Consider the following 22,995-nt stretch of genomic DNA (forward strand, 5'->3'; position numbering starts at 1 on the left):
GACGGGCCTGGGCGCGGGTGTCGGCAGGTGTCGGGCGCTCTGTCTCAGCGGACCCGGAACGGGGTGCCGCCGAACGTACGGATGCCGCGGAACGGAGTCGTTGCGGTGATCATCATGGTCAGGCCCCCTCTCGGTGTCGTGCTGACGCGGTGCTGGTGCTCGTGAACACTATCCACACCGACATTCCCCGCGCAAGCCTTTTCCGGAATTCGTCGAGAATTGCATTCCTGAACACGCAGAACACCCCCGGTGCCGATCGGCACCGGGGTGTTCCGGGACAGGTGACTACACCGCTGCGGGGGTCGCGGCGGTCGCCGTGAGGGAGCCGTCGACCACGTCGATCCGGACGGTGTCGCCGCCGGTGACGGCCTCGTCCACGACGAGGGCCGCGATCCGGTCGTCGACCTCGCGCTGGATGAGCCGGCGGAGCGGACGGGCGCCGTACTCGGGCTCGTACCCGTGCTCGGCGAGCCAGTCGACCGCGGCGTCGGACACGGAGAGCTCCATGCCCTGGGCCATCAGGCGCAGCGTGGTGTCCTGCAACAGCAGGGACACGATCGCGTGCAGCTGCGACGGGTCGAGCTTGCGGAACAGCACGATGTCGTCGATGCGGTTGATGAACTCCGGCCGCATGGACTCGCGGAGCTTGCCCATCACCCGGGCGCGCAGGTCCTCGTCCGAGTACCCGCCGTCCGTCGACGCGGAGAACCCGAGCGCACCGGAGCGCGACGCGAGGAACTCGGACCCGATGTTCGGCGTCATGATGGCGACCGTGTTCCGGAAGTCCACCGTGCGCCCCTGGCCGTCGGTCAGGCGACCGTCGTCCAGCACCTGCAGCAGCAGGTTGAACACGTCCGGGTGCGCCTTCTCGACCTCGTCGAGCAGGATCACCGAGTACGGGTTCCGACGGACGCGCTCGGTGAGCTGGCCGGCCTCGTCGTAGCCGACGTACCCGGGAGGGGCACCGACCAGACGGGACACGGTGTGCCGCTCCCCGAACTCGCTCATGTCGAAGCGGAGCATCGCCGACTCGTCGCCGAACAGCGATCCGGCCAGGGCCTTCGCGAGCTCGGTCTTGCCGACGCCCGTCGGGCCGAGGAACAGGAAGCTGCCGACCGGGCGACGCGGGTCGCCCATGCCGGTCCGGCTGCGCCGCACCGCGGTCGCGATGGCGCGCACGGCGTCGTCCTGGCCGACGACACGCTCGTGGGGTTCGTCCTCGAGCGCGGCGAGCCTGGTGCGGTCGCCCTGCGTGAGACGGGCCGCCGGGATGCCGGTGGCGCGTGCCACCGCCTCCGCGATGTCGGCCTCCGTGATCGAGGTGCCCACGGCGGTCGGACTGGAGGCGCGACCAGCGTCCGCCGTCGAGGCGGCGGTGATCCGCGCCTCCAGACCGTCGATCTCGTCGCGCAGGCGCGACGCTCATCCTCGTAGTGCTCCTCGGCGACGGCCGCGTCCTTCGACGCGGTCAGCGTCGCGACCTGGGCGCGGAGCGCGGAGACGTCGACGTCGCCGGAGAGGGCGAGGCGACGGCGTGCGCCGGCCTGGTCGATCAGGTCGATGGCCTTGTCGGGCAGGTGCCGGTCGGTGACGTAGCGGTGCGAGAGCTCCACCGCGGCGCGCAGGGCGTCGTCGGTGTAGGTCACGTCGTGGTGCTCGGCGTACCGAGGGGCGAGGCCGGTGAGGATCGCGACGGCGTCCTCGACGCTCGGCTCCCCCACCGTGACCGGCTGGAAGCGACGCTCGAGTGCGGCGTCCTTCTCGATCCGGCGGTACTCGTTGAGCGTGGTCGCGCCGACCATGTGCAGGTCGCCGCGGGCCAGGCGGGGCTTGAGGATGTTGCCGGCGTCCATCGAGCCGCCCTCGCCACCGCCACCGGCGCCGACGACGGTGTGGAGCTCGTCGACGAAGACGATGAGCTCGTCGGCGTGCGCCGCGATCTCGTCCATCGCCTTGGTCAGGCGCTCCTCGAAGTCGCCGCGGTACCGGGTGCCGGAGAGCATGCCGGGCAGGTCGAGCGAGACCACGCGCTTGCCCTGGAGCAGCACGGGGACGTCGCCGTCCGCGATGCGCTGGGCGAGGCCCTCGGCGATCGCGGTCTTGCCGACACCGGGCTCGCCGATGAGGACGGGGTTGTTCTTGGTGCGTCGGAGCAGGATCTCGACGGTCTGCTCGATCTCGTCGGCGCGGCCGATCACGGGGTCGATGCGTCCGTCACGGGCACGCTCGGTGAGGTCGGTGCCGAACTGGTCGAGCGTCGGGGTCTCGGAGTCGCCGCGGGTCGCGGTGTCCTCGGTCGTACCGGGCATGGGGCGCCCCTCGTGCTGCTGCCGCGGCCTGCTGGGCGTAGTCCTGCATGACCTGCGGGGTGACACCGGCGCTCGCGAGCAGCTGCCCGGTGACGGTGTCCTGGTCCATGACGAGCGCGAAGAAGACGTGCTCGGGATCGGTGTAGGTGCTGCCGAACCCGCGCGCGGCCTGCGTGGCCTCGAGCAGGATCCGCTGGGCGGTGCCGGTCAGCGCGGGACGGCCGGGCTGGTCGTCGCCGGCCTCGCGGGCCATCGGCAGGCGCTGCTCGACCTCGTCCGCCAGCTGCTCGGGGTCGACCCCGGCCTGGCGGATGACCGCGGTGAAGGGGTCGGTGCGGATGAGGACGTGCAGGATGTGCAGGGCGTCCACTTCGTGCTGGCCCTGCTCGACGGCGTACTCAGCGGTGCGCTGGAGCAGCTCGTGGGTGCGACGGCTGAGCAGTCGCGTGATGTCGACCGGGCGTCCCAGCGGTACGGATCGCTGGGCCCCGGTGTTCTGTGCCGCGAGCAGCCGTGCGAGGAACTCGTCGAACGAGTCGCTGCCGCTGGTCGGACCGAACTGTGCTGGCAAAGGGACCTCCTGGGAACTTGAGTGCCTTCGACTCAATGCAACGCAGGAGGAACCGGGTCATTCCCGGCGGTGGGAAAAAGTTGCGGCGACCCGACTCAGGTCCGGGCGATCGGTGCTGCGGTCGCCTCGGTGACGCGGACGAGGTCGGCCGGGGCCACCTCGATGTCGAAGCCACGACGGCCACCGGACACGAAGATGCTCGGGTACGACAGGGCGGACTCGTCGACCACGGTCCGCAGCCGGGTCTTCTGGCCGACGGGGCTGATGCCGCCGACGACGTAGCCCGTGCGCTTCTCGGCGAGGGTGGGGTCGGCGAGCGTGGCCTTCTTCCCACCGACGGCCGCTGCGATCGCCTTGAGGTCGAGGCGGTTCGCCACCGGGACGATCGCCACGGCCAGGGCGCCGTCGACCGACACGACGAGGGTCTTGAAGACCTGCTCCTCTCGGAGTCCGAGGGCGGCCGCCGCCTCTTCCCCGAAGTTCGTCGCGGTCTCGTGGTGCTCGTACACGTGCGGCGTGTACGGGATCCCGGCCCGCTCGAGGGCCACGGTCGCTGGGGTGCTCGGCGAACCTGCGGTCATGCCCTTGATCCTGCCCTGACCAGCCACTTCCCCCCCGAGCGGCGCGCGGGCGTTACCCTGAACGGACCATGACCGTCGTCGAGCTGTTCCTGCGCCTCACCGCCGCGCTGGTCCTCGGCGACCCCGCGGGCGGGGCGTTCCCGCTCCTCGCGGTCGCGGCGCTCGGGCTGACCGCCGTCGCCGTCGCCGTGGTGGTCGCACGGCTGCTGGCCCTCGTGCTCGGTCTCGACGCCGGGCGCTCGGTCACGCCGTCCGCGCTCCGGCCGACCTCGTCACGCGGATCGCGTGGAGCCACCCCGACGCCGACGGGCACGCCCGACCGCGTGCTCCGGGAGCCGCCACCCCGGCCTGACCACCGACCGGTGGCCGGGCCGCACACGCGACCCCTCCCGCCGAACCGATCGGAACGTCATGGACCTCACCACCCTGCCCGTCGTCGGGCCGCTGCTGCACAGCGGCGCCGACCTCCTCGCCGCGACCACCGCGGCCCTCTCGCCCGTCGCGGGCGACCTCGCCGCGGCGATAGCCGTCGTGCTGCTCACCCTGGCCGTCCGGGCCGTGCTCGTCCCGCTCGCCGTGCTGCAGGTGCGGGCCGAACGGGATCGCCGACGCCTCGCACCGCGGATCGCGGCACTCGGAAGCGCTACGGAAAGGATGCCGAGCGGCTGCAGCGCGCCGTCCAGGAGCTCTACACGAGCGAGAAGGTCTCGCCCCTCGCGGGCTGCCTGCCGGTGCTCGCCCAGGCGCCGGTCCTCTCGCTCGTGTACACACTGTTCACCCACAGCACGATCGACGGCGTCACGAACACGCTCCTCGCGGCGACGCTCGCCGGGGTCCCGCTCGGGCACTCCCTCGTCGTGACGCTGACCTCGCCGCTCTGGCTGCACGCGTGGGTCGTCCTGGTGCTGCTCGCCGTGCTCGTGGTCGTCGTCGAAGCGTCACGGCGTGCGAACCTGCGGTGGAACCCGGTCGCCGTGCCGGAACCGGGAACGCCCGTCCCCGGCGCGGCGGCCACCCAGGCGATCGGGCGGTGGGCGCCGTTCGTCACGGTCGTCTTCGCCGCGATCGCACCGCTCGCCGCCGCGCTCTACGTCGTCACGAGTGCGACGTGGACGCTCGGGGAGCGCGCGGTCCTGCGGCGAGTCCTGGCTTAGCCCGCCCCGGCGCCGGCGCACGCGCACGCGCCGGCGCCGGCGCGGATCGAACCACGGTTCCGACGTCGAACCGGGCCCTCGGGCTGGTTCGACGTCGGACCCGTGGTTCGGCGCTGCGTCCGGGGCACGCGGCCCCGCCGCGTCAGCCGCCCTGGCCCTCCTGCTGCGGGCCCTGATCGACGGGGTCGTACTCGGTGCCGCGACCCTGCTCCTCCTCGGGCAGCGGGACGTGCCGTTCCGTGCCGGAGCCACCCGAGCTCGTCGCCACGTAGTCGGCTTCGCCGGACTGCGTGTCGTGGCTCAGCAGCTCGAGGGTCTCGGGGTCGGGATCGTGCTTGTCGCTCATGGCACCCGTCTACGCCCCGAACTGGGCGAGCACGCACGGGAGCCCGGTGGGACGATGAGCGCATGGCCGACGACGACGTGGCGGCGGAACGAGCACGGCTCGAGGCACTCCCATGGGGCAGGTCCGCCCCGGAGGCCGACGCTGCAGCGGCACGCCTCGCGCTCGAGCAGCTGGACCGCGGTCGGCGGCGCTCGGCTGCCGGCCCGACACGCGGGACCGGTCCGAGCGAACCTGGAGGCGCGGCCTCCTCCGCCGCGGCGCACCGCGACGACAGGGTCGGCCTCCACCACCCCGCTCGCCGGATCCGGCGCTGCCGCACCGGACGCTGCCGAGCCGGTCGTCGGTCACACGGCCGATCCGGGGGCGGCGGGCCGGGCCACTGCGGGGGCGGACCCCGCCCGGGGCGACCACGTCGAGGACGGGCCGAGGACGGCGGGGATGAGCCGCGCCTCAGTCCGAAGCCGTGTCGTGGCGGACGCGAGCCGCCCGCGTCCTCTGGACCACCCGGCCGCGCGTCTGGATCGCCCTCGGCGTGGCGGCGGCGGTCGGGGTCGCCTTCGGTGCGGGGACCGTCGTCGGGACCGCTCGTGAGGACCAGGCGTCCGCACCGAGCGTGACGCCGACGGCGGGCGCCGTGACGCTCGAGGAGCTGCTCGCCAAGCCGCAGACCTACGCGGACCAGCTGCCGGGGCCGGTGGAGGCGTCGGTGAGCCTCCGCACGACCCGGCTCATCTTCACGAACCGCGCGCTCGACGGCGGCTCGTTCCGGACGCCCTGGAGCGTCTGGGCCGCGATCGGGACGGATCGGTCGACGATCTGCCTGGTGGCGACGGCGAACCGCATCGAGTCGACCTCCGCCTGCTACCCCCGCGAGGACGCGCTGCACGGATCGGTGTCGCTGTCGGCGCAGTCGATGAGCGGGACGTTGACGCTGACGCTCCGCGGGGAGGCGGGGTCCAGGGCACGGTGACGAACGAGGGGCTGATCGGGAATGCCCCGGAGCCGCGGGCGTTGGAGCGCTCCGAGGTTTTCACGGCCGGGGGTGCTTCCATCACGTCCGGGGCCGTGCAACACTGGTTGTGCGTGCTCGCCGTGGAGTCGTACCCACATCATCCACAGGGTCATCCACCCACCACAGCGAGCACGCTTCGCCGATCGGATCCGTCCGGTTCCGTCGTCGTGACGTCGACACCGACGCGTGCTCCACCGTGCCCCGGAGGAGGTCAGCAGCGTGTCCACCAACACCACAACCACCTCGGCCGTGTCGACGAACACGCGGCCGATCACCGTCACCACCCAGTCCGTCGTCGGCATCGCCGTGCTCGGACTCGCCACGTTCTTCGCCATCACGACCGAGCTGATGCCGGTCGGGCTGCTCGGCGTCATGAGCAGCGACCTCGGCGTCTCCGAGTCGAGCATGGGCATCGTCGTCACCGTCTACGCGGCGGCCGTCGCGATCCTGGCGCTCCCACTGACGTCGTTCACCGCGCGACTCCCCCGGAAGACCGTGCTCGTCGCGACCCTCGTCGGCTACACCGTGTCGAACGTGATGATCGCGCTGGCCCCCGTCCTTCGCCGTGGTCTGTGCCGGCCGCGTCGTCGGCGGTGTCGCCCACGCCCTGTTCTTCTCGGTCGCGTCGGCCTACGCGACCCGCATCGGTGCCGCCGCGCCTGGCCGGCCGGGCGATCGCGTTCGTCTACTCCGGCAGCTCCCTCGGGTTCGTCCTCGGGGTCCCCGTCGCCACCTGGGTCGGGCAGACCATCGGCTGGCGCCCGGCCGTCGGAGCCGTCGCCGTCGCCGCCGCCGGCCTGGCGATCGTCGCGCTGCTGTTCCTGCCGAGCGTCCACGGCGCCTCGTCACCCCACATCGGATCGCCGAAGGCGTGGGCCGCACCGGCCTGCTGTCCGTCGTCGTGGCCGACCTGCTGCTCTTCGCCGGGCACTACGTCGTCTACACGTACATCGGGCCGTACGCGATCGACGCGGGGCTCGACGCCCACATGGTCAGCGGGGCGCTGCTCGTCCTCGGTGGCACCGGCGTGGTCGGACTCTGGCTCGCCGGCATGTTCGTCGACCGGGCTCCGCGGCAGACCCTCGTGGTGTCCGTCGCCGTGATGGCCGCCGCGTTCGCCGCGCTGCCGTTCGTGCATGGGTCGCTGCTCGGCATGATGGTCGCCGCCGGCGTCTGGATGGCCGCCGGCGGCACCACCGGCACGCTCTTCATGGCCGCCGCGATCCGGACCGAGGGCGTCTCGCCCGACATCGCGGGCGCGCTGATCAACGGCGCGTCGAACATCGGCATCGCGGGCGGTGCGGCGATCGGCGGGCAGGCGCTCGGTGTCGTCGGGCTGCAGTTCATGCCCTTCGCGGGTGCGGTGATCCTGGTCGGGTCACTCGGCGTGGTGCTGGCCGCGCGCAAGGGCTTCGGTGCACTCGCACACTCAGGAGCACCTGTCGGCGTGTCGATCGAGGGCGATCACCTCGTCGCTGGCGGTCGTCACGACCTCGATCCCAGTGGTCAGCCGGGCGATCCAGACCCTGACCGGATCGGTGGCCGTGGCCACGGGCTCGGTGCCCACGCGCCGCCGGCGCTGAGGCGGGCGGGCTGCGCGCTCGGGCGCGCTCGGTGCGCCCCGTGCGCTCGGGCGCGCGGTTGCGTGGGTGCGCTCGGGCGCGCGGTTGCGCGGGTGCGTTCGGGTGCTCCCGGTTGCTCGAGATCGCACAATACGTCGCTCTCGAGCGCCTGCGGCGGCCGAACGTGTCCCTCGGTGAACCACACGCGGCGTGTCTCGACATCTCGGCGAGGCGGTTCGGCGGGGCCGAGATCGCGGTTCGGCGCGGTCAGCGGTCGGGGACTGGCGCGGAAGTGCGATCTCGCGGGCGCTGGCCGGGGACGTGCGGGCGGGGCGGGACCGGCCGCTCGCCGACGCGGTCGGTGCGCGTTGAGATCGCGGTTCGGCGCGGTCGGCGGTCGGGGAACGGCGCGGAAGTGCGATCTCGCGGGCGCTGGCCGGGGACGTGCGAGTGGGGCGGGACCGGCCGCTCGCCGGCGCGGTCGGTGCGCGTTGAGATCGCGGTTCGGCGCGGTCGGCGGTCGAGGGGAACGGCGCGGAAGTGCGATCTCGCGGGCGCTGGCCGGGGATGTGCGAGTGGGGCGGGACCGGCCGCTCGCCGGCGCGGTCGGTGCGCGTTGAGATCGCGGTTCGGCGCGGTCGGCGGTCGGGGGACGGCGCGGAAGTGCGATCTCGCGGGCGCCGGCCGGGGACCCGGACGTGCGAGCGGGGCGGGACCGGCAGGCGGACCCGCCCCGCTCGTGTGGGGTCAGTCCACCTGGGTGCGTCGTGCGGCGACGGTTGCGCACCGAGCGGAACGTCAGCAGCCCGCCGCCGAGGAGCACGAGCACGCCCGCGGCGATGAGGCCCGGCGTCAGGTCGGCGCCCGTGTACGCGAGGTCGCCGCCGGTTGCGGCACCGCCGCCCGTCGACACTGGAGTCGTGCCGCCACCCGTGGTCGGCGGGGCGGTCGGCGTTGGTGTGGGGGTCGGCGTCGGGGTCACCACGGCGGCCGGGACGGTGAACGCGAGCGGCGTCGCGGCACCGGTGTCCGGCGTGGTGATCGTCTGCGGGTCGGCGCCGTCGACGGCGATCGTGTACTCGGTCGACGGCGCGAGACCGTCGAGGATGAAGCGGCCGTCGTGGTGCCCGTCGTGGTGGTCACCGGACCGCCGACGGTTGGGTCGGTCGGAGTCGCGACGACCTGACGATCCGCGACGGGCTTGCCGTCCGTGTCGGTCACGGTGCCGGGCTGCGTGGTAGTCGCCACGGTCGGCTCGTTGGCGGTCTCGAACGGCAGATCGGACTCGGCTGTCGCGCCGGCGACCAGCCGGGATGCCCGTGTTCGACGTCGCTCCGGTCGCTCCCGCGGTCGGCACGACCGTGCGCACCGCGTACTCGCCGGCGACGGTTGCGAAGGTGTACCGACCGGTGGCGTCGGTCTCGGCGGAGCCCGCGACGGCGCCGGATGCGTCGAGCAGGTCCACCACGACGCCCGCCGGGACCGGCACGTCGTCGAGCGTCACGAGTCCGGTGATCGTCGCGATGACCGCTGGCGGCGCCGTGATCGGGTCCTGAGGGGCCGCGGCACCGGCGTCACCGGTCCGGATGGTCACCGGGTCCTGGTCGGCGATCGAGACCGCGAGGTCGGTGTCGGCGGGCAGGCCGGACGCCGTGTACACGCCGTCGCTGTTCGTCGTGGTGTCCACCAGTGTCGTGCCGTCGTCCGGGTCGATGATGACCACCGGGACGTTGGCGGCCGGGTGATCGTCGGCGTCGACCACCTTGCCGATGACCGAGGCCGTGTCGTCGGGTGAGGTGAAGGGGAAGTCGACGACCTGGTCGACGCCGCCCGGGGTGGTCGCGGATGCCAGTGAAACGCCGGTCTGCGACGCATCGCCCTCGGCGTTCGGCGGCGGAGTGATCTCCACCCGGTAGTTCGCGATCACCGGCAGGTTCGGGAAGACGTACGTCCCGTCCTCGGCGGTCGTGGTGGTGTACACGGTCCCGCGGGGCGCCGTCACCGTGACGGTCGCTCCGGGGATCCGCGTTCCGTCGAGCGTCGCCGTGCCGCTGATCGACGCGGTCCGGTTGGCGAACCAGGTCTGGTAGACGGGGAAGCCGCTGCGCTGCTGGTAGGTGATCGTCAGGCTCGTGAGCGACGTCGTCGGCGTGAACCACGCGGTGGCCCCCGCGGTGTCGACCGCGCGGTCGTTGCCGGTGAGTGTGCGGGTGGACGCATCCCACGTCGGCTGGTCGGTGCCGGTGGTGCCGTCCGGGTCGGCGGAGCACGACCAGCCGCCAGCGACCGCGGCGGAACACGAGTTGTACGAGCCCTGGTAGCCGAGCTGCTCGCCGGTGGCGGCGCCGCCGCCCTGGACCGTCGCCGAGATGGTCGCCTGGTCGGCGTCGATGTCACCGAGCACGAAGGACCAGCTCGATGCGCCCGGCGTCGCTCCGTCGAACGTGTAGACGGTGGTCGATGCACCCGCGGCGGTCGGCGAGTCCACGGTCGGCCGTTGGTTGAGGTACGTCTGCGCCCGGCTGGTGCCGTACTTGGCTCCCGGGCCGGTCGCCGCGGACTGCCACGTGGACGCACCGCTGATGACGGTCTGACTGTCGCGACGTCGAGGTGAAGGTCGTGTCCGGGAACCCCGGAAGGGTCATCGTCCCCGTGTAGGCCTTGCTCGACCCACTGACCGTGAACGTGCCCCAGTGACCGGCTGGCGCAGCGGTCGCTCGTCGCGCCCCCGAGCGCCAAGCCCGCCCCGAGGACCAACCCCGTGAGTCCTGCCGTGACCGCGCGCCAACGCCGCATGTACCACTCCCCTGTTCGGCATCGCCCCAGCGCGACACGCGATCAGGCTATCCACGCGCCGCGGCGTCCGTCCACATCGACACGTGTTCGTTACCCGCCACCGGAAGCCCCAGGACGGGTCACGCCGACCCGCAGCGCCACGAGCGCGTCGAGCGCGGCGACCTGCCCGGCGACGAGCAGGTCGCGCGCCTCGGGGACGGGAACCCGGCGGGCGTCGTCGACCTCGGGGACGTCGACGAACCGGCCGGAGCCGCGCGGGAGCTCGAGCCGCACGGTGTTCGAGCGGACGGTGTCGACGGTGAAGTCCGGCGCCTCGACCGCGAGCACCCGGACGCGCTTGCCGGACGCCTGCCGGAACTCGCCGAGGTCGACGGCGGGGCGGTCCGGAGCGGGGACGCCGATCTCCTCGGCGAACTCGCGGCGCGCGGTCGTCAGCAGGTCCTCGGCGCCCTCGACGAGGCCCTTCGAGATCGACCACGCGCGAGGTCGACGCTTCCAGAACGGGCCACCCATGTGCGCGATCCACACCTGCACGTCACCGTCGACGACTCGGTACAGCAGGAGTCCAGCGCTCAGCACCACGTCCCGAGGCTACGCGCTGCCGACGGACCGCGCGGCGGAGTAGTTTGCGGGGGCACGGAGCGCCATGGCGACGCCCCCGGAGGACCTGGAACGAGGAGGTCGATCGGGATGGACGAACGGTGGACGACGGTCACGCTGGCCGCGGACGCGGCGAGGCCGCACGAGGAAGCGCTGCGCTGGGTGGTCGCCCGCGCCGGGACCGGCATCGAGCGGGTCCGGGTCATCGGGGTCGACCCGGCGATCGAGGCGCGGGTCGGGCCGGACGGCAAGCGTGTCGCCGACGCGGTCGCCGACGCGGCACGAGCAGCGCTGCCGGACGCCGAGGTCGTCGTCCGCCGGCACGCCGGTCCGTTCGCCGCGGCGTTGGTCGACGAGTCCGACGACGGGGACCTGCTGGTGATCGGCACCTTCCGGAGCCGTCGGGGCTCGACCGCCGGCGGCGATCCAGCGCGGGTCGCCACCCGTGCCGCGGTGCCGACGGTCGTGGTACCGGACGGGCCGCACCCGATCGACGGCGACGTCGTGCTGGCGGTCGAGGACCCGATCGACGAACGGGCGGTGGCCATCGCCTGCGACGAAGCACGCCGACTGCACCGCCGCGTGACGCTCCTGCGCGCCTGGGAGATGCCGGTGCTCACCCGGACCGGGCTGACGGACTTCGCCGAGGACCCCATGCGGTGGCGGACGCGGAACGCCGAGCTGCTGGCGCGCGTGACGGCCGAGCTGACGGCGGCACACCCCGACGTGCGGTTCCGCCCGCTGCTGCTCGAGGGTCACCCCGGGCACGCGATCGCCTCGCACACCCGGCACGCCTCGCTCGTGGTGCTCGGGCTCGGTCACGTGCGGGCGCTGTCCGGGTCGGTGTTGCACGACGTCCTGCGCGAGACGGCCTCGCCGGTGTGCGTCGTCCCGGCGGCGGCACACACCGAGCCGGTGGAGCGGCAGCGGCGGGTGCGGACGGTCTGAAGCGGTCCCCGCGAACGTCGCCGCACGCGGGCTCAGCCGGCGAGGGCCCGGGTGGCCGCGGCCACGCGCTTCGTGAGGTACGCGACCCCGCGGTCGTTCGGGTGCAGTGCGCCCGGCTCGAGGTCGATCCGGCGGAGGTCGCCCGTGCCGTCGAGCGAGACACCGGCGACGTACGGCTTCTTCGTCGCACAGGCCGAGTGCGCCTGCGTCGTCGAGAACACGTCGACGAACCGGACCCCGGCGGCACGGGCGGCAGTCGCCGAGACGTCGTTGAGGCGCTGCTGGACGCTGTGCAGGTAGCGGACGTCGGTGTTCGTGAACGGGTACGTGTTCGACGGGAACGACCCGGTCAGCGTGCCGAGGTCGAGGGCGGACCGGAAGCAGCCGCCCTTCGGCGTGTGGTCGGCGTCCGGGAAGATCGCCGGGTACCCGAGGAACACGACGACCGCATTCGGGGCAGCGGCCCGGACGGCAGCGAGCGTGTCCGCGATGCCGAGCGCCACCCGGGACTCGATCTTCGCGCCGAGCTGGTCGTCGCCGTCCTGCACGAGCGTGCTGCGGCACGACGGAGCGTCGCGGCCGGAGAACACCGGGCCCTTCGGCGAGCGCGAGGCACGAGCCGGCGGTGCCGAACAGGTCGGCGTCGTTGCCGCCGATGGTCGGTGTGACGAGCCGGGTACGGTCCGACGGCGACCGGATCTGCGGGGGCACGCCCTTGAACTGGAACCCGCTCGTGACGTCCTTGCTCGTCGCACCCGCGCAGGTGGCGTCGGTCAGTGCGAGGCCGAACCGTGCCGCGATCCGGTGCGAGGTAGTCCCGCGCGGACTGCCCGCACGCGCCGTCGGCAGCCGGGTCGGGTCGGCGAGGCCGTAGCCCGCCGAGTACGGGTCCCCGAGGGCCACGTACTCGCTGCCGACCGGGATGTCGGCGAGCGTCTCGACCGGCTCGCTGCTGGACGGGTAGGGCGCTGGGACGGGCCACATCGGCGCGGCGACGGCTGCCCCGCTGCCCGTGAGGGCTCCGGCGAGCACAGCCGACACCGCCACTGCGGCGAGCAGCGTCGAACGGACGGAGCGGAGCAGTGCGGCCTCCGGGGAACGGGTCGGACGGACCAGGCTAACGCGTCGACCCGGACGCACGCGACCGCGCGCAGCGACCCCGCCCAGCGACCCCGCTCAGCGGCGACCGAGTCGGCGCTCTCCCCCGCTGCCGGTGCGGTACTCGAGCCCGTAGTGCTGGAACAGCTCCGGCTCGAGCGTCGCGTCGAGCTCCCCGTCGGTGGCGATCGTCGGTGCGTCCTTCACGGGCTTCTTCGGGAACGCGACGCGGAGGTGCTTCGGTGCGACGAGGGCACCGGCCAGCGGCACGAACAGGAGCTTCTGGAACCCCGGGAGCCCCGTCGTGACCGTTCCGAACGCCGGCTCGGAGGTGGCGGTGTCGTAGTAGATGCTCTCGAGCGTGCCGACCTTGTCCTCGGCCTCGTCGACGACCGGCAGGCCGATCCGGTCCCGGATGTTCGCGGCTTCGAACACGTGCGCCTCCTCGCGAGCGCCCGGCGTGTCGGACGGCTCCGAGTCGACGCTACCGAAGCGTGGAGACCGCGGTCACGGCTAGACCACGGACTCCCCGTGCACCCCGAGGGCGTCGACGGCTGCGAGCACGTCCGCCGGTCCGATCGCGAGGCGCCGGGTCCGGGTCCTCCGCGAAGACGTCGCCGCGGCGCACCGAGGCGTCGGTCAGCACCACGTGCGGCCCGGAGGCCGGGGTCCCCACGCCTCGGGCGGCGCCGGGCCGAAGACGACCACCGACGGGATCCCGTACGCCGAGGCGAGGTGGGCCGCGCCGGTGTCGACCGTGACGACGAGCCGCGCGGCGGCGATGACGCCGGCGAAGGCCTGCAGGTCCAGCGCACCCGCCAGGACCGCCTCCGGCGGCAGGCCGGCCGACTGCGCGACGGCGGCTGCGCGGACGACGTCGTCCGCGCCTCCCGTCAGGACCACGTCGAGGCCGCGCTCGCGGAGTCCGCGCACCACGTCGGCGAAGCGGTCGGTCGGCCAGTGCCGGGCGCCGTGGAAGGCGCCGACGTGGACGTTGGCCGCGCCCTCGACGGCCGGGGCGGCCGCGGGACGGGCGATGCCGACGTCGTCCGGGTCGGCGAGGATGCCGTGCCAGACGAGGAGCCGTGCCCAGCGCTCCCGCTCGTGCACGTCGTCCGGCCCTCGCAGTCCCTCGTAGCCGTGGGTGGGGTCGACGTGCCCGATGACCCGTCGCGCTCCGAGCGCGGCGATGAGGTCGGACGACTCCGGACCGGCACCGTGCAGGTTCACGGCGACGTCGCCGGCACCCGCCGGCGCGCCGATCGGGTGGTCCAGGCCGTGCTGCGCGAGGTGCACGTCGGCGTCGGGGATCAGCTCGACGACGGGGGCGAGCCAGGCGGTGGTGGCGAGGGCGATGCGGTGGTCGAGGAAGGCCCGTCGCAGCGCGTGCAGGGCCGGGACGGCGACCAGGAGGTCGCCGAGCTTGATGGCACGGAGCACGAGCAGGTCGGGCCGCCCGTCGGACAGGGGCAGGGTGTCGACGGCGGTCACGCGCCCGACGGTAGCCAGGACACGCCGAATGGGCTCCGAGGAACGCGTCCGTCGGCTGTTCCTGAGGCGCCGTGCGGGGAAGGACCAGTAGTCGGGAGGCATGGCTCTCGCTCCCGACCGCACCGTCCGCGGTCTCCTCTTCGACCGTGACGACACGCTCGTCATCGACGTCCCGTACAACGCCGACCCGCACCGCGTCGTGCCGGTCCCGGGGCGCACCGCGCGGTCGAGCGGGCCCGCTGCCGGCCTGCTGCTCGGGGTCGTGGCGAACCCAGTCCGTCATCGCGAAGGGCATGGCGACCCGCGAAGGTCGACTCCACGAACGCGCGGGTCGGCGAACTCGTCGAGGCCGTTCGACGTGTGGTGCGTCTGCCCGCACGACGCGGACGACGGCTGCGACTGCCGGAAGCCACGGCCCGGCATGGTGCTCGAGGCGGCGGAGCGGCTCGGCGTGGCGCCCGAGGATCTCGTCGTGGTCGGGGACATCGGTGCCGGCGTCGGGGCGGCGCTCGCGGCCGGCGCGCAGGGCATCCTCGTGCCGACGCCGCGCACCCGGCCGGAGGAGGTCGAGACGGCACCGACGGTGGTCGGCACGCTGGCCGAAGCGGTCGAGCTCGTCCTGGAGCACGCGGCCGCGGTGCGTTCGTGACGGCAACTGGCCCCCGCGTCCTCGTCGTCCGCCTCGACTCGTTCGGCGACGTCCTCGTCACCGGTCCCGCGGTCCGGGCCGTCGCGGCTGGCGCCGCGCACGTCACGATGCTGTGCGGACCGCAGGGCTCCCCGCCGCCGACCTCCTGCCCGGCATCGACCGCGTCGGGGTGTGGGCCGCGCCGTGGGTCACCGAGACCGCCCGTCCGGTCGACGACGCCCTGCTCGCCGAGTTCCGCGCGCTCGTCGCCGAGGGCGTCCGGACGAAGCGGTCGTCCTCACGTCGTTCCACCAGTCGCCGCTGCCGGTCGCGCTGCTCCTCCGCCTCGCCGGCGTCGCCCGCGTGTCCGGCGCGAGCGTGGACCACCCCGGCTCGCTCCTCGACGTGCGGCTGCGCCCCGGCGAGGACCTGCCCGAAGGGCATCCCGGAGCCGGAGCGCGCTGCGGATCGCCGAGGCGGCCGGGTTCGGCTGCCGCCGGGCGATGACGGGAGGCTCGTGGTGCGTCACGGCCCTCCAGCCCTGCCCCGGTGGTGTGGGGCTAAGGCTGGTACGTGGTCGTGCACCCCGGCGCGAGTGCCGGCATGCTCCTGGCCGTCCTACCACCGGGAACTGGTGGCCGCGTACGCCGAGCAGGGCATCCCCGTCGTCGTCACCGGATCCCCCGGTGAGACGGCGCTGACGGCGGCGGTCGCGGGTGACACCGGCATCGACCTCGGCGGCCGGACCAGCCCGGCCGAACTCGCCGCCGTGCTCGCCGGCGCCGAGGTGGTCGTGGTCGGCAACACAGGTCCCGCGCACCTGGCCGCCGCGGTCGGTGCGCCGATCGTCAGCCTGTTCTCGCCCGTGGTCCCGGCCGTGAAGTGGGCGCCCTACTCGCCGGACCCGACACGGCCGCCGTTCGTCGAGCTGCTCGGCGACCGGGCGGCCGCCGGCTCAGCCGCGCCCGCGGGTGCCCCGTCCCCGGCCACCCGTGCCTGTCGACGGTCCGGGTCGAAGACGTACTCGCGGCACACCGGCGACTGCTCGACCGCGCATCCCGGACGGGGTGAACCGCGCTTCGCGGATGGAACCGAGAAGTCTGCGGAGCACCCAGAAGGCGCTGCGTAGCGTGCGCCACTGCTTCTCCTTCTTCTTCTTCTCCTCCTTCTCCTGACCGATCGACCGAAGGGCACTGCATGCGGATCCTCGTGTGGCACGTGCACGGCGGCTGGATGGACGCCTTCGTCCGCGGCCCGCACGAGTACCTCATCCCGGCGACCCCGGCGCGCGACGCCTGGGGCTCGGCCGCGGCGGGCGCGCCTGGCCGGACGGTGCGATCGAGATCGACCCCGCCGACGTCGCGGACGCCGAGGTCGACGTGGTCGTGCTGCAAGCGCACCGAGGAGCTCGAGGAAGCACGACGCCTGCTCGGCGGCCGCGACGTGCCGATGGTGTTCGTCGAGCACTATGCCCCGCGGATCGGCGTGCCGAACAGCCTGCACCCGCTCCGGGACCGCGACGACCTGCTGATCGCACACGTCACCCACTGGAACGCGCTGATGTGGGACTGCGGTTCCACCCGCACCACGGTGGTCGAGCACGGCGTCGTCGATCCGGGCCCGCTCTACACCGGCACGCTCGACCGCCTCGGCGTCGTGATCAACGAACCCGTCCGCCGCAACCGCGTGGGTCGGGACGGACCTGCTCCCCCGGTTCGCCGAGAGTCGCCCCGGTTGACGTCGCATAGGGCATCGGGACGGAACGGCTGCCGGAGCTCGGACTCGGCGACCGCGTCGTCGCACGTGGCGACGTCCCGGCCGACCCGATGCACGCAGCCCTCGCCGAGCGGCGCGCGTACGTGCGCCCGAACCGCTGGACCTCCCTCGGCCTCTCGCTCATCGAGGCGATGCACATGGCGATGCCGGTGCTCGTCCTCGCGACGACGGACGCGCCCCGCACGGTGCCGGACGGTGCCGGCGCGATCGCGGCGGACGTCGAGGACCTGGTCCGCGCCTCCAGGACGCTGCTGGAGGACCCCGAGGAGGCGAGACGACGGGGTGCCGTCGCCCGCGAAGCCGTGCTCGCACGGCACGCGCTCAGATCGGTTCACCGCCGACTGCAGGACGACCTGCTCGACGACGCCGTCACGCGCGGTGCGCGACGGAACCGTGCGGCGGAGAGCCGCGCTGGAAGGAGCCTGCGATGAAGATCGCGATGGTGTCCGAGCACGCGAGCCCGCTCGCCGTGCTCGGCGAGGTCGACGCCGGCGGACAGAACGTCCACGTTGCCGAGCTGTCCGGTTGCCCTGGCCGACCGCGGCCACCAGGTCACCGTCTACACACGGCGCGACGACGCCGCGCAACCGGTCCGGGTACTTCTGCGACCCGGCGTCGAGGTCGTGCACGTCGATGCCGGTCCCGCCCGATACGGTCCCGAAGGACAGGCTCTTCCCCTTCATGGGGACGTTCGCGTCGGTGCTCGCGGCGGAGTGGTTCGTCGACCGCCCCGACGTCGTGCACGCGCACTTCTGGATGTCCGGGCACGCGGCCCTCGACGCCGTCGCCCAGGTGCAGACCCGCACCGGCGGCATCCGGATCCCGTGGTGGCAGACCTTCCACGCCCTCGGCGTGGTGAAGCGTCGCCACCGGGGTCCGCCGACACGAGTCCCGCCGAACGCGAATGGGTCGAACCCGCCGTGGGCCGGAGCGTCGACCAGGTCGTCGCGACGTGCTCCGACGAGGCCTTCGAGCTGAAGACCCTCGGCGTCCCGCTGCACACGTCTCGGTGGTGCCGTGCGGCGTCGACGTGTCCCTGTTCCAGCCGGCCGGTGACGGACGCCCCGTCGAGGAGCGCGGTCGTCCCGCACGCATCCTCACCGCCTCGCGGCTGGTGCGCCGGAAGGGCGTCGGCACGACCATCGCCACGCCCTCGCTGCGCTGGTCGACGCGGGCCGCGACGTCGAGCTCGTCGTCGTGGGCGGTGCCGGCGTCGCCGGGGCCGACCTGGCGGACGACCCCGAGGTACCAACGCCTGGACACCCTCGCCCGGTCGCTCGGCGTCCGTGACCACGTGACCTTCCGCGGGCAGCTCGGCCAGCACGACATGCCCCGCCGTCCTCTACCGCAGCGCCGACGTCGTCGTGGTGCGCGCCCTGGTACGAGCCCTTCGGCATCGTGCCGCTCGAGGCCATGGCCTGCGGGCGACCCGTCGTCGCGTCGAGCGTCGGCGGCCTCATCGATGCCGTCGTGGAGGACGCCACCGGCCTGCACGTCCCGCCGCGGGACGAAGCGGCGGTCGCGGCTGCGGTCGCGGGGCTGCTCGACGACCCGGAGCGCCGTGAGGCGTACGGCCGTGCCGGGCGCGAGCGCGCCGAGGATCGCTACACGTGGCAGAAGGTCGCCGCGGACAGCGAACGCGTCTACGAGCGGCTCATCGCCGGGAGCGGCAGTGCCGGCAACGGCGTCGCCCGCGGCCGCGGAGTGTCCGCCGCGCTCTCCGGTGACGGCCAGGGCCGCGCCCGCACCCGCACGACCGGGACGGTCCGTCCGTTCCGCCCGCCCGAGTGGAGAGGACCGCACGATGACCATCGAGCAGCAGACCGGCACCGTCGGCGAGGAGACCACGACGGAGAGCGCGCGCGTCGTGCTCGACCACGTCGCGGCGTCCGTCCCCGTCATCGCGTCGCTCGTCGACCACAAGGACCACATCGCCGACTGGGCGGACGACATCGCCGCGCGGCTCGTCGCCGGACGGCGCCTGCTCGCCGCGGGCAACGGCGGGTCGGCGGCCGAGGCGCAGCACCTGGCCTCCGAGCTCACCGGACGCTTCGACGGCGACCGCCCCGCGTACTCGGCGATCTCGCTGCACGCGGAGTCCTCCGCCGTCGCGGCCATCGGGAACGACTACGGCTACGAGGAGGTGTTCTCCCGTCAGGTGTCGGCGCACGCCCGCGCCGGGGACGTCGTCGTGCTGCTCAGCACGAGCGGGAAGAGCCCGAACCTGCTCCGTGCCGCGCAGGCCGCCCGGGCCGGTCGGTGCCCGTGCGATCGCCATGACCGGTGCGCGGCCGAACCCGCTCGCCGAGGCGGTCGACGACGCGATCTGCATCGACGGTCCGTCGGCGAAGACGTGCAGGAGGCGCAGCTCGTCCTCGTGCACGCACTGTGCCGTGCGATGGAGCCGACGCTCCGCCAGGGGGACCGCTGATGACCGCCGCCGCCGACCGCGCCGCCGGCGCCGCCGCCGGCGCGCCCGCCCGCCGCCTCCGCATCGCCGTCGTCGGCGACACCCTGCTCGACGTCGACGTCTCCCACGGCACCAGCGAACGCCTCAGCCCAGACGCCCCCGTCCCCGTCGTCGACGTCCGCACCGACGACCGCCGTGCCGGTGGCGCCGGCCTGGTCGCGACCATGCTCACCCGGGACGGCCACGACGTGACGCTCGTCACCGTCCTCAGCGACGACGCCCGTGCATCCGAGATCCGCGACCTGCTTCCTGCCCGGGGTCACGGTCGTCGCCGGGCCCTCCGGTGCCCCGACGCCGGTGAAAGACCCGTGTCCGGGTCGCCGACCGCGCCCTCGTGCGCATCGACGAGGGCTGCGCGGCCCCGCCCGTGCCGGACGTCACCGACGCGATGGTCGCCGCCCTCGAGGACGTCGACGCCGTCGTGGTCGCCGAGCTACGGCCGCGGGGTCGCTGCCGCCGGACCGCTCCGCGACGCGCTCACCGCGGTCGCCGAGCGCGTCCCGGTCGTCTAGGACCCGCACCCGAAGGGCGCCGCCCAGGTGCCCGGCACCACGGTCGCCACCCCGAACAGCGCCGAGGCCCGCCGCTTCACGAACGTGTCCGGCGACGGCGTGCCGTTCGCCACCGAGACTGCCGCCGTGCTCGTCGAGACCTGGGGCGTCGGCGCGGTCCGCGCCCCAGTCACGCTCGGAGACCGCGGCGCGCGTCGTGTCGAGTGCCCGCGAGGGGAACCGGTTCGTCCCGGCCCCGTCCGTCACCGCGGGCGACCCGTGCGGCGCGGGCGGCCGGCTCGCCGCCGGCGTCGCCGTGGCCCTGGCGAGCGGCGCGGACGTGGCCGAGGCCGTCACGGCCGGTGTCACCGCTGCGTCCGAGTACCTCGCCGCGGGCGGCGTCACCGCCCTCTTCGCCGAGGACGGCCCCGCGCCGATCGGGTCCCCGGTGCCGACCGCGACGCTGATGCGCGTCGTGCACGACGTCCGGAGCGCCGGCGGCACCGTCGTCGCGACCGGCGCCGGCTGCTTCGGCCTGCTCCACGCCGGCCACGCCCACGCACTGTCGGCTGCCCGGGCGCTCGGCGACTGCCTGGTCGTCTGCCTCAACTCCGACGCCTCGGTCCGCGCGCTGAAGGGCCCGGACCGGCCGATCATGGGCCAGGGCGACCGGGTCGAGCTGCTCCTCGCACTCGACTGCGTCGACGCGGTCGTGGTGTTCGACGAGCACACGCCCGACGAGGCCCTCCGCCGCTTCCGCCCGGACGTCTGGGCGAAGGGCGGCGACTACACCGCGAGCGAGCTGCCCGAGACCGCGGCGCTCGCGGTGGAGTGGGGCCGTGTCGTCACGGTCCCGTTCCACCCGGGCCGGTCCACGACCCGCCTGGCCGCGGCGCTCGAACAGGTCGGCTGACCGCACGCCGCAGCCGCAGCCGCGGCCCCCGGCCGCACGGCCACGCGGCACCACCGCGCAGCGACCGCCCGGCGCAGTCCCGCGCCGTCGCCGTCGCACTACCCCTACGGAAGGAGGCGTCCACTTCCCGTCCCCACCACCCCCATCGGCCGCGTCCTCGTCACCGGCGGCGCCTCCGGACTCGGCGCCGCGGTCGTCGCGGCCGTCACCGAGGCCGGCGGCACCCTGATCGTCCTCGACCTGCGGGTCGACGCCGTCGCCGACGGCATCGACGCGGTCGCGGTCGACGTGACCGACACCGAGGCGACGGAGCGTGCCGTCCGCGAGGCCGCCGAGCGCCACGGCGGCCTCGACGCCGTCGTCACCGATGCGGGCATCGACAAGCCCGCGCCGATCGGCTCGATCTCTTCGGGCGACTGGGGGCGGATCGTCGAGGCCGAACTTTCTCGGCACCGCCGCGGTGGTGCGGGCCGCCCTGACTGCGCTCGAGGCCACGCACGGCCGCGTCGGCGATGATCTCGTCGTCGCTCGCCCTGCGCGGCGTCGGTGACGGCACCGCGTACTCGGCGTCGAAGTTCGGCATCGTCCGTGGGTTCTCGCAGGCGCTGGCCGCCGAGACCGGCGGCCGCATCGGTGTCACGAACATCATCCCGGCCGGCATGCGGACGAGCTTCTTCGCCGACCGCACCGAGCAGGCCAAGCCGAGGCCCGGACGCCCAGCTCATCGAGCCGGAGTACGTCGCGAACTCGATCCTGTTCGCGCTGTCGCAGCTCGGCCGGCTGCGAGATCCGCGAGCTGTCGATCATTGCCGGCGACCGAGCCCAGCTGGCCGTAGGCCGGCCGGCCGTTGCCGCTGACCGGTCCGGAGTCGCCAAAGCGACAGATCGCCGCCGGAACGTTCGCGGCGATCTGTCGCTTCGCGGTCGCGGACGGGAGAGAGCCGCGGTGCCGGTCGTGCGCCGCGCCTCCCGTCCGGCGTTGGGCCGGACCACCCCGCCGAAGCGACAGATGCCCGCGGGACGTTCGCGGCGATCTGTCGCTTTCGCGGCTCGAACCGAACCGAACCGGACGCGCCGGTCAGGGTGGTTGCGCAGCAGGTCGGCGACGTCGTCGAGGACCGCCTCCGGGGTGACCTGGTCGACGTAGGACGGGTCGTGCTCGCAGCGCTCCGCCGTCCAGCCGACCTGCGTGACGTCGATCCCGCACACCAGGCAGTTCGTCACGAAGGACAGGTGCACGCGGTGCCGACCACGGTCGAACGGCCCGGCGTTGACGACGTTCCCGAACCAGAACACGCCGACCGTTGGGGTCCCCACCGCGACAGCGAGGTGGCGCGGACCGGAGTCGTCGCCATGCCGGCCATCACGTCCGCGGCCGCCAGGACCGCGGGCAGCTCGGCGAGCGGCAGCCGCGCCGGTCAGGTCGTGCAGGCGGCCCGCGCGGCCCCTCGAGGGTACGGCGGCGACGATGGCCTCGGCTGCGGGGACGTCGGTCGCGTCGCCGACGAGCACCACGTCGTCGCCGGCCTCGAGGCGGGCGCCGATGCGACCGCGGCGAACCGGTCCGGGCTCCAGCGCCGACGGGGGTCCGTCGCTCCGGGGTGCACCGCCACGAGCCGCCCGGCGACACCGAGGCGCTCGCGCACCGCCCGACGCTCGGCGTCGTCGGCCAACACCCGGGGGTCGAGCGTGACGGGGGCGGCACCGGCGGGCGAGACGACCTCGAGCGCGCGGACCACCTCGTGCTGGTAGTAGACGTAGCGGACCCAGCGCTCCAGCGCCTCGGCGTCCTCGGTGGCGGTGCCGACCGTGTGACGCGCGCCGAGGCGGAGCAGGAACGGGTTCGAGTTGCGTCCACCGCCGTGCGGCTGCACGGCCAGGTCGAACCGGCCGTGCAGCCGGTCGACGAAGTCGTCGAGGGACGGTGCGTCGTCACCGGAGTCCCGCACGCCGGGCGAGACGGGGAGCTCCTCGAACGCGTGCACCGCGGCGGTCCGGCCGCTGCGCGCAGGACGACAGGGGGCCATCGGGCCGCCGAGCAGGGTGACCCGGGCGTCGGGGTAGGCGGCGGCGAGGGCCTCGATCGCGGGGACCGCGGCGAGCAGGTCCCCCAGGCTCCCACTGCGGAGCACCGCGATCTCCCGGACGTCCTCGAACCGTTCTCCACCGTTGCCGATCGGTTGCACCCCTCCCGTCTACCGGTCGGGGCCGCCCGGGTGCCCAGCAGCGGCGCCCGATGGACCGAAGCG

Annotated in this window: 20 protein-coding genes and 4 pseudogenes; 14 read left to right on the top strand and 10 right to left on the bottom strand. The window is 74.0% G+C overall.

What is annotated here, in order from left to right; genetic code table 11:
* Positions 1 to 285 precede the first annotated feature (285 nt).
* Both ACZ8AI_RS11700 and ybaK read right to left on the bottom strand, forming a co-directional pair.
* Positions 286 to 2,880, bottom strand: a pseudogene (locus ACZ8AI_RS11700) (ATP-dependent Clp protease ATP-binding subunit).
* Between the two features lie 95 nt (positions 2,881 to 2,975).
* A complete protein-coding gene (gene ybaK, locus ACZ8AI_RS11705) occupies positions 2,976 to 3,461 on the bottom strand; it encodes a Cys-tRNA(Pro) deacylase (protein WP_464858361.1) in 486 nt (161 codons plus the stop codon).
* A 68-nt stretch (positions 3,462 to 3,529) separates the two neighbouring features.
* On the opposite strand from ybaK, the gene ACZ8AI_RS11710 reads away from it, so the two are divergent.
* Complete coding sequence (locus ACZ8AI_RS11710; RefSeq protein WP_464858362.1) at positions 3,530 to 4,615, top strand: YidC/Oxa1 family membrane protein insertase; 1,086 nt, start codon at positions 3,530 to 3,532, stop codon at positions 4,613 to 4,615.
* 142 nt (positions 4,616 to 4,757) lie between these two features.
* Here ACZ8AI_RS11710 and ACZ8AI_RS11715 read toward each other — a convergent pair whose 3' ends face one another.
* Positions 4,758 to 4,961 carry a hypothetical protein gene (locus tag ACZ8AI_RS11715; RefSeq protein WP_464858363.1) on the bottom strand — a complete coding sequence of 68 codons (204 nt, stop codon included), beginning with the start codon at positions 4,959 to 4,961 and terminating at the stop codon, positions 4,758 to 4,760.
* A gap of 463 nt (positions 4,962 to 5,424) precedes the next feature.
* Between ACZ8AI_RS11715 and ACZ8AI_RS11720 the strand changes: the two genes are divergently transcribed.
* From ACZ8AI_RS11720 to ACZ8AI_RS11730, 3 genes and pseudogenes are all read left to right on the top strand, one after another.
* A complete protein-coding gene (locus tag ACZ8AI_RS11720; protein ID WP_464858365.1) occupies positions 5,425 to 5,931 on the top strand; it encodes a hypothetical protein in 507 nt (168 codons plus the stop codon).
* 348 nt (positions 5,932 to 6,279) lie between these two features.
* A pseudogene (locus ACZ8AI_RS11725) lies at positions 6,280 to 6,510 on the top strand (MFS transporter); the annotation flags it as partial.
* 110 nt (positions 6,511 to 6,620) lie between these two features.
* Positions 6,621 to 7,076, top strand: a complete 456-nt coding sequence (locus tag ACZ8AI_RS11730; RefSeq protein ID WP_464858517.1) for an MFS transporter — start codon at positions 6,621 to 6,623, stop codon at positions 7,074 to 7,076.
* 403 nt (positions 7,077 to 7,479) lie between these two features.
* On the opposite strand, the gene ACZ8AI_RS11735 is transcribed toward ACZ8AI_RS11730, so the two are convergent.
* Together ACZ8AI_RS11735 and ACZ8AI_RS11740 are read right to left on the bottom strand one after the other, a co-directional pair.
* The gene (locus ACZ8AI_RS11735; protein WP_464858367.1) at positions 7,480 to 10,023 is read right to left on the bottom strand and encodes an MSCRAMM family protein; all 2,544 of its coding nucleotides are present in this window, start codon (positions 10,021 to 10,023) and stop codon (positions 7,480 to 7,482) included.
* A 398-nt stretch (positions 10,024 to 10,421) separates the two neighbouring features.
* On the bottom strand, positions 10,422 to 10,913 hold the full coding sequence (locus ACZ8AI_RS11740) for an NUDIX hydrolase (RefSeq protein ID WP_464858368.1): 492 nt from the start codon (positions 10,911 to 10,913) through the stop codon (positions 10,422 to 10,424).
* A gap of 108 nt (positions 10,914 to 11,021) precedes the next feature.
* Here ACZ8AI_RS11740 and ACZ8AI_RS11745 point away from each other — a divergent pair, with 108 nt between their 5' ends.
* On the top strand, positions 11,022 to 11,879 hold the full coding sequence (locus ACZ8AI_RS11745) for a universal stress protein (protein WP_464858369.1): 858 nt from the start codon (positions 11,022 to 11,024) through the stop codon (positions 11,877 to 11,879).
* Positions 11,880 to 11,911: 32 nt separating this feature from the next.
* Here ACZ8AI_RS11745 and ACZ8AI_RS11750 read toward each other — a convergent pair whose 3' ends face one another.
* The 3 genes from ACZ8AI_RS11750 to ACZ8AI_RS11760 form a co-directional block, all read right to left on the bottom strand.
* Positions 11,912 to 12,469 carry a GDSL-type esterase/lipase family protein gene (locus tag ACZ8AI_RS11750; RefSeq protein WP_464858370.1) on the bottom strand — a complete coding sequence of 186 codons (558 nt, stop codon included), beginning with the start codon at positions 12,467 to 12,469 and terminating at the stop codon, positions 11,912 to 11,914.
* 586 nt (positions 12,470 to 13,055) lie between these two features.
* Positions 13,056 to 13,412, bottom strand: a complete 357-nt coding sequence (locus ACZ8AI_RS11755; protein ID WP_464858371.1) for a PRC-barrel domain-containing protein — start codon at positions 13,410 to 13,412, stop codon at positions 13,056 to 13,058.
* A gap of 204 nt (positions 13,413 to 13,616) precedes the next feature.
* Entirely contained in the window at positions 13,617 to 14,468 is an 852-nt protein-coding gene (locus ACZ8AI_RS11760) for a glycosyltransferase family 9 protein (protein WP_464858372.1), read from the bottom strand.
* A 100-nt stretch (positions 14,469 to 14,568) separates the two neighbouring features.
* On the opposite strand from ACZ8AI_RS11760, the gene ACZ8AI_RS11765 reads away from it, so the two are divergent.
* The 7 genes and pseudogenes from ACZ8AI_RS11765 (at position 14,569) to ACZ8AI_RS11795 (ending at position 19,854) form a co-directional block, all read left to right on the top strand.
* Positions 14,569 to 15,117: an HAD-IIIA family hydrolase gene (locus ACZ8AI_RS11765; protein WP_464858373.1), complete on the top strand. Its 549-nt coding sequence runs from the start codon at positions 14,569 to 14,571 to the stop codon at positions 15,115 to 15,117.
* 171 nt (positions 15,118 to 15,288) lie between these two features.
* Positions 15,289 to 15,603, top strand: coding sequence for a hypothetical protein (locus ACZ8AI_RS11770; RefSeq protein WP_464858374.1), 315 nt, complete (start codon positions 15,289 to 15,291; stop codon positions 15,601 to 15,603).
* Between the two features lie 127 nt (positions 15,604 to 15,730).
* Positions 15,731 to 16,225 carry a glycosyltransferase family 9 protein gene (locus ACZ8AI_RS11775; RefSeq protein WP_464858375.1) on the top strand — a complete coding sequence of 165 codons (495 nt, stop codon included), beginning with the start codon at positions 15,731 to 15,733 and terminating at the stop codon, positions 16,223 to 16,225.
* A gap of 697 nt (positions 16,226 to 16,922) precedes the next feature.
* A complete protein-coding gene (locus ACZ8AI_RS11780) occupies positions 16,923 to 17,303 on the top strand; it encodes a glycosyltransferase (protein WP_464858376.1) in 381 nt (126 codons plus the stop codon).
* Positions 17,300 to 18,546 (top strand): annotated as a pseudogene (locus tag ACZ8AI_RS11785) (glycosyltransferase); the annotation flags it as partial. The gene ACZ8AI_RS11780 and the pseudogene ACZ8AI_RS11785, both read left to right, overlap by 4 nt.
* 130 nt (positions 18,547 to 18,676) lie before the next feature.
* On the top strand, positions 18,677 to 19,303 hold the full coding sequence (locus ACZ8AI_RS11790) for a D-sedoheptulose-7-phosphate isomerase (RefSeq protein WP_464858519.1): 627 nt from the start codon (positions 18,677 to 18,679) through the stop codon (positions 19,301 to 19,303).
* Positions 19,303 to 19,854, top strand: coding sequence for a hypothetical protein (locus ACZ8AI_RS11795; RefSeq protein WP_464858377.1), 552 nt, complete (start codon positions 19,303 to 19,305; stop codon positions 19,852 to 19,854). The genes ACZ8AI_RS11790 and ACZ8AI_RS11795 overlap by 1 nt, the downstream gene beginning before the upstream one ends.
* On the opposite strand, the gene ACZ8AI_RS11800 is transcribed toward ACZ8AI_RS11795, so the two are convergent.
* Positions 19,851 to 20,027: a hypothetical protein gene (locus ACZ8AI_RS11800; RefSeq protein WP_464858379.1), complete on the bottom strand. Its 177-nt coding sequence runs from the start codon at positions 20,025 to 20,027 to the stop codon at positions 19,851 to 19,853. The genes ACZ8AI_RS11795 and ACZ8AI_RS11800 overlap by 4 nt on opposite strands.
* A 23-nt stretch (positions 20,028 to 20,050) precedes the next feature.
* Between ACZ8AI_RS11800 and ACZ8AI_RS11805 the strand changes: the two genes are divergently transcribed.
* On the top strand, positions 20,051 to 20,746 hold the full coding sequence (locus ACZ8AI_RS11805; protein ID WP_464858380.1) for an adenylyltransferase/cytidyltransferase family protein: 696 nt from the start codon (positions 20,051 to 20,053) through the stop codon (positions 20,744 to 20,746).
* 144 nt (positions 20,747 to 20,890) lie between these two features.
* Positions 20,891 to 21,582, top strand: a pseudogene (locus ACZ8AI_RS11810) (SDR family oxidoreductase).
* A gap of 582 nt (positions 21,583 to 22,164) precedes the next feature.
* On the opposite strand, the gene ACZ8AI_RS11815 reads toward ACZ8AI_RS11810, so the two are convergent.
* Positions 22,165 to 22,932 carry a glycosyltransferase family 9 protein gene (locus ACZ8AI_RS11815; protein ID WP_464858381.1) on the bottom strand — a complete coding sequence of 256 codons (768 nt, stop codon included), beginning with the start codon at positions 22,930 to 22,932 and terminating at the stop codon, positions 22,165 to 22,167.
* Positions 22,933 to 22,995: the final 63 nt, after the last annotated feature.

It is taken from the genome of Curtobacterium sp. AC273, assembly GCF_979253735.1.